At 63.7% G+C, this 5825-nt stretch carries 6 protein-coding genes and 1 pseudogene; 6 read left to right on the top strand and 1 reads right to left on the bottom strand.

The window, feature by feature from the left end; translation table 11 throughout:
- Positions 1-159, top strand: a pseudogene (locus tag EN884_RS40295) (FAD-dependent oxidoreductase); the annotation flags it as partial.
- Positions 160-400: 241 nt separating this feature from the next.
- Here the strand turns inward: EN884_RS40295 and EN884_RS22695 are convergent.
- Positions 401-1171, bottom strand: a complete 771-nt coding sequence (locus EN884_RS22695; RefSeq protein ID WP_027163027.1) for an IclR family transcriptional regulator C-terminal domain-containing protein — start codon at positions 1169-1171, stop codon at positions 401-403.
- Positions 1172-1292: 121 nt separating this feature from the next.
- Between EN884_RS22695 and EN884_RS22700 the strand changes: the two genes are divergently transcribed.
- The 5 genes from EN884_RS22700 to EN884_RS22720 all read left to right on the top strand — a co-directional run.
- On the top strand, positions 1293-2150 hold the full coding sequence (locus EN884_RS22700; RefSeq protein WP_063169491.1) for a CoA transferase subunit A: 858 nt from the start codon (positions 1293-1295) through the stop codon (positions 2148-2150).
- On the top strand, positions 2147-2947 hold the full coding sequence (locus tag EN884_RS22705) for a CoA-transferase subunit beta (RefSeq protein ID WP_063169490.1): 801 nt from the start codon (positions 2147-2149) through the stop codon (positions 2945-2947). The genes EN884_RS22700 and EN884_RS22705 overlap by 4 nt, the downstream gene beginning before the upstream one ends.
- A 1-nt stretch (position 2948) precedes the next feature.
- Entirely contained in the window at positions 2949-4154 is a 1206-nt protein-coding gene (pcaF, locus tag EN884_RS22710) for a 3-oxoadipyl-CoA thiolase (protein WP_013528954.1), read from the top strand.
- 143 nt (positions 4155-4297) lie between these two features.
- Positions 4298-5329, top strand: coding sequence for a BMP family protein (locus EN884_RS22715; protein WP_013528955.1), 1032 nt, complete (start codon positions 4298-4300; stop codon positions 5327-5329).
- A gap of 256 nt (positions 5330-5585) precedes the next feature.
- Positions 5586-5825: ATP-binding cassette domain-containing protein (locus EN884_RS22720; RefSeq protein ID WP_281034840.1), on the top strand; the 240-nt coding region annotated here is incomplete at its 3' end.

A 5825-nucleotide genomic window follows, 5' to 3' on the forward strand; every position in this document is an offset into this window, starting at 1 on the left:
AACAGATCGAGCCGCGAGGCGATCGCCGGCGACGCCTCGCGGCTCGATCTGTTCTCGACGCTCACCCCGATGCCATTCCCCGGCGGCACGGCGCTGCGCGGTCCGCTCTATGTGCTGGGCATGCTGTGGTATGCCATGCGGGATCGCATCAAGCATTGAGGGTCGGCGGGGCGGCGGCGAATTGCAAAACGCCGCGATCCTTCGCGCCCCCCTCAGTCCTGCCGGACATCTCCCCCTCAAGGGGGGAGATTGGCAGATTGGTGGCTTCGCCCATTCCTGCGTCGTTGGAGATTGGCGAAAGCCGGCGTGACGTCCGATCTCCCCCCAAGAGGGGGAGATGCCCGGCAGGGCAGAGGGGGGCGCTGTCCCGCCGACGGTGAAGGTTGTTGGAGAAGGCCTCTTAAACCACAAAAAAATCTTCAATCCGCTGCCTGGCCTCCAGCAGCGCCGGCAGAATCTCCCGCTCCATCTCCGCGACGGAGAACCGCGCCGATTGCGTCGAGACGTTGATGGCCGCGACCGTGCGTTCTGCGCGGTCGCGGATCGGCACGGCGATCGAGCGCAGGCCGAGTTCCAGTTCCTCGTCGACGATGGCAAAGCCGTCCGCTTTCGCCTTGCCGATGGCGTTGGCTAACAAACACCTGTCGGTGATCGTCTTCGGCGTCCGTCTCTCGATCGTCGCCTGGCCGAGGAATGCGTCCAATTCCTGAGGCGTCAGACCGGCAAGCAGGATGCGTCCCATCGAGGTGCAATAGGCCGGCAGCCTGGTGCCGACATCGAGCGACACGCTGAGGATGCGGCGGCCGGGAATACGGGCGACATAGACGACATCGGCACCCGACAGGATCGCCGCCGAACAGGCCTCGTTCAGCTGTGCGGCGACCGCGCGCATGATGGGTGCGGCGAAGGCCCAGAGCGAGGCGCCGCCGAGCCAGGTGCGGGCGATCGTCAGCAAGCGTGGCGACAGCGAGAACACGCGGCCGGCTTGCGTTGCATAGCCGGTGGCGGTGAGCGTCAGCAGAAAGCGGCGGGCGCCGGCGCGGGTCAGGCCCGCTTCCTCGGCCATTTCGGTCAGCGTCATGCCCGAGGGATGCCGAGCCAGGATCTCCATGACGGCAAGGCCGCGCTCGAGCGAGCCGACATGATCACGGGAAGCGGCTTCTTCGTCCATCTCAACTCCGCGGGAACGGCATCGACGCCAGGATTGACTCCTCGCCCTCCCCCAGCGTAGAAAGTATCGCATATAAAACATATGTTCGCAATGCGAACTTTTTGAACCCGGAGCCGATGCGATGGTCAAGTTCCTGCCGCTCAAACAGGCTGTTGCGGAGAATTTGAACGATGATGACACGGTCGCCTTCGAGGGTTTCACCCATCTGATCCCGACGGCGGCGGCGCATGAGGCGATCCGTCAGGGTTTTCGCGACCTGACCCTGGTCCGCATGACGCCGGACCTGATCTACGACCAGATGATCGGTATGGGCATGGCGAAGAAAATCGTCTTCTCCTATGTCGGCAATCCCGGCGTCGGCCTGCTGCGGCGCGCCCGCGACGCCATCGAGAACGGTTTCCCCAGATCGATCGAGATCGAGGAGCACAGCCATGCCGGCATGGCCAATGCCTATGAGGCGGGCGCGGCCGGTCTGCCCTGCGCGGTGTTTCGCGGCTATCGCGGTGCTGGCCTCGCGGCGGTCAATCCGAACATCAAGTCTGTCACCTGTCCGTTCACCGGCGAGGTGCTGGCGGCTGTTCCTTCGATCAGGCCTGACGTCACCTTCATCCATGCGCAGAAGGCCGACAGACAAGGCAATGTGCTGGTCGAAGGCATCATCGGCATCCAGAAGGAAGCGGTGCTGGCGGCCAAGCGAGCGGTGGTGACGGTGGAGGAAGTGGTCGATAATTTCGACGATCTGCACCCCAATCTGACCGTGCTGCCGCGCTGGACGATCGCGGCGATATCCGTCGTGCCAGGCGGCTCGCACCCGTCCTACGCACATGGCTATTATGCGCGTGACAATGCCGCCTATCTCGAATGGGACGAGATCGCCGCCGACCGTGACAAATTCCAGGCGTGGATGCAGGCCAATGTCATCGAGAAGAGCGCCGGCGATTTCGCGGCCCGGGTCGAGCATTTGAGGAAAGCGGCATGAGCGACAATCCATTGGGTTTCACCCCCAACGAGATGATGACGATCGCCGCCAGCAGGGCGCTCAGGAATGACGATGTCTGCTTCGTCGGCATCGGCGCACCGTCCGCGGCCTGCAATGTGGCGCGGCTAACGCATGCGCCTGACATCACGCTGATCTACGAGAGCGGCACGATCGGCACCGCGCCCGACGTGCTGCCGCTGTCGATCGGCGATGGCGAATTGTGCGAGACCGCCGTCACCACCGTCGCGGTGCCGGAGATGTTCCGCTACTGGCTGCAGGGCGGCCGCATCTCGATCGGTTTTTTGGGGGCGGCGCAGATCGACAAGTTCGGCAACATCAACACCACGGTCATCGGCGACTATTTCCATCCCAAGACCAGGCTGCCCGGCGGCGGCGGCGCGCCGGAGATCGCGACCTCGTCGAAGCAGATCTACATCACAATGGCGCAGACCAAGCGCGGCATGGTCGAGAAGATCGACTTCTTCACCTCCTTCGGCCATGGCGAGGGCGGCGACCATCGCAAGCGGCTTGGCATCGACACATCAGGTCCGACCTTGCTGATCACCGATCTCGCCATCTGGAAGCCGGATCCGGTGACCAAGGAATTCACCGTCGTGTCGTTGCATCCGGGCGTCACCCGCCAGCAGGTGCAGGAGAGCTGTGGCTGGGTGGTAAAGTTCGCGGAGGCGCTTGACGAAACACCGGCGCCAAGCGAACTCGAATTGAAGACATTGCGCGACCTGCAGGCCCGCACCAAGGCGGCGCATGAGGGAACCGGAAAAGCAAAGGCTGCATGACATGGCCGAGGCCTATATCTGCGACTACATCCGCACGCCGATCGGCCGCTTCGGCGGTTCGCTGTCTTCGGTACGATCGGACGATCTAGGCGCCATCCCGCTGAGGGCGCTGGCCGAGCGCAATCCGGGCATCGACTGGCAGGCGATCGACGATGTCGTCTATGGCTGCGCCAACCAGGCCGGCGAGGACAATCGCAACGTAGCGCGCATGGCGCTGCTGCTGGCCGGGCTGCCAAAGGAGGTCCCGGGCTCGACCGTCAATCGCCTGTGCGGCTCCGGCATGGATGCGCTGACCATTGCCGCCCGAGCCATCAAGGCCGGCGAGGCGGAGCTGATGATCGCGGGCGGCGTCGAATCGATGAGCCGGGCACCCTTCGTCATGCCCAAGGCCGACACGGCGTTCTCGCGCAATGCCGAGATTTACGACACCACCATCGGCTGGCGCTTCGTCAACCCGCTGATGAAGAAGCAGTATGGCGTCGATTCCATGCCGGAAACCGGCGAGAACGTCGCCGAGGATTTTTCGGTGTCGCGGGCCGACCAGGACGCCTTCGCAGTGCGCAGCCAGAACAAGGCCGTCGCCGCACAAGCCAATGGAAGATTGGCGAAGGAGATCACCCCAGTGACCATCCTGCAGCGCAAGGGCGATGCGCTCATTGTCAGCAAGGATGAACACCCCCGCGCGGGCTCAACGGTCGAGGCGCTGGCCAAGCTGCCGACGCCGTTCCGGCAGGGCGGCACGGTGACGGCCGGCAATGCTTCCGGCGTCAATGACGGCGCGGCGGCACTGATCGTTGCCTCCGAGGCGGCGGTGAAAAAGTATGGGCTGACGCCGATCGCCCGCATCCTCGGCGGGGCTGCCGCCGGCGTGGCGCCGCGCATCATGGGCATCGGCCCGGTGCCGGCGACGCAAAAACTCTGCGCGCGGCTTGGCCTGACACCAAAACAGTTCGACGTCATCGAGCTCAACGAAGCCTTTGCCTCGCAAGGCATCGCCGTGCTGCGCCAGCTCGGCATTGCCGAGGACGCCGAACACGTCAACCCGAATGGCGGCGCCATCGCGCTCGGCCATCCCTTGGGCATGTCGGGCGCCCGCATATCCGGCACGGCGGCGCTGGAGCTTCGCGAGCGCGGCGGCCGGTATGCGCTTGCCACCATGTGCATCGGCGTCGGCCAGGGCATCGCGATCGCGCTGGAACGGGTCTGATCGGCAAGTCTCTCCGGCTAACTTCGAGAATCCGGTGCGGTTAAATTTGACCACGTGGACAAAAGTCCGGACCCGTTCCATAGTTCCTCGTCTGATTTTTAGAACAGCCGGCTCGACACGGCTGTCGAACAGAGGGGAATACAATGGAAAACCGAAAGAACAGATTTCAATCCGCACGCGAAGGGCTTTCGCGACGCAATGTGCTGGAGTTGGGCGCGCTTGGCCTGGCTGCGGCAATGCTGCCGGGCGCTGCCTTCGGCAAGGACAAGAAACTGAAGGTGGCGGCGATCTTCGCCACGCCGATCGAGGAGCCATGGGACAACCAGATCCATGTCGCCCTGCAGAAAGCCGAGAAGGAACTCGGCATCGAATACAAATGGTCGGAGAAGGTGCAGACCGCCGATTTCAGCCGCGTCATGCGCGAATACGCGCAAGGCGGCTACCAGCTGGTGCTGGGTGATGCCTTCGCCGCCGAGCGTGAATCGCGCCGCACCGCCAAGCAGTTCCCGAAGACCGCCTGGCTGTTCGGCTCCGGTGCCGGGCCGGCGGAACCGAATTTTGGCGTGTTCGACAACTGGATCCACGAGCCCGCCTATCTCTCCGGTATGATCGCCGGCAAGATGTCGAAGTCGGGCACGATCGGCGCCGTCGCGGCGATGGGCATTCCGGAAGTGAACCGGCTGGTCAACGCCTTCTTCGCCGGCGCCAAGGAGGTCAACCCGAACATCAAGAAGAAGGTCGCCTTCATCGGCTCTTTCTTCGATCCGCCCAAGGCCAAGGAAGCGGCGGTCGCGCAGATCGACGCCGGTGTCGACGTCATCTATGCCGAGCGCTTCGGTGTCATCGAAGCGGCGGTCGACAAGAAGATCCTTGCCATCTCCAACATGTCCGACCAATCGAGTCTCGGCCCGGATACGGTCATCACCGGCCCGGTCTGGGACATGTATCCGACGGTCGAACAGGCGATCAAGCTGGTCAAGGCCGGCGTCTTCACCGCGCAGGACTATGGCGACTTCTCGCGCATGGCCAAGGGCGGCTCGCATCTGGCGCCTTACCACAAGTTCGACAAGACGCTGCCGGCGGACGTGAAGGAGCTGGTCGAAAAGAAGAAAGCCGAGATACTCGAAGGCAATTTCCGCGTCGACGTGGACGAGAACACGCCGGTTTCGGATTGAGTTCTGGTTTGAGGGGCTGGCGCTAGGCGCCCCCCTCTGCCCTGCCGGACATCTCCCCTCAAGGGGGGAGATTAGCAGTTTCGGCGACGCGCTGTTCTTTCAAGAAAATTGGCGAAAGCCGATATGACATCCAATCTCCCCCTTGAGGGGGAGATGGCCGGCAGGCCAGAGGGGGGTGCAGCGCATTCCTCTCAATCAAAGCTGAATCGCAAAGCCCGTACGTTCAGGAGCCCCCTTGTCCGCCCCCCTCATCGAAATGCGCGGCATCACCAAACACTTCGGCGCCGTCAAGGCGAACGAGGCTGTCGACCTTAGCGTCGCGCCGGGCGAGATCCTCGGGCTGCTGGGCGAGAACGGCGCCGGCAAGACGACGCTGATGAACGTGCTGTTCGGCGCCTATGCGCCCGACGCCGGCGAGATTCTCATCCAGGGCAGGCCGGTGCGGATCACAAGTTCCGCCGATGCGCTAGCCGCCGGCATCGGCATGGTGCACCAG

Source organism: Mesorhizobium sp. M7A.F.Ca.AU.001.01.1.1, assembly GCF_004022735.1.
In the GTDB taxonomy this organism is placed as follows: domain Bacteria; phylum Pseudomonadota; class Alphaproteobacteria; order Rhizobiales; family Rhizobiaceae; genus Mesorhizobium; species Mesorhizobium ciceri.

Coding starts and splice junctions, on each gene's coding strand:
- EN884_RS22715 (WP_013528955.1), top strand. CDS start 4,298: ATGGAAAACCGAAAGAACAGATTTCAATCCGCACGCGAAGGGCTTTCG.
- EN884_RS22695 (WP_027163027.1), bottom strand. CDS start 1,171: ATGGACGAAGAAGCCGCTTCCCGTGATCATGTCGGCTCGCTCGAGCGC.
- EN884_RS22705 (WP_063169490.1), top strand. CDS start 2,147: ATGAGCGACAATCCATTGGGTTTCACCCCCAACGAGATGATGACGATC.
- EN884_RS22700 (WP_063169491.1), top strand. CDS start 1,293: ATGGTCAAGTTCCTGCCGCTCAAACAGGCTGTTGCGGAGAATTTGAAC.
- pcaF (WP_013528954.1), top strand. CDS start 2,949: ATGGCCGAGGCCTATATCTGCGACTACATCCGCACGCCGATCGGCCGC.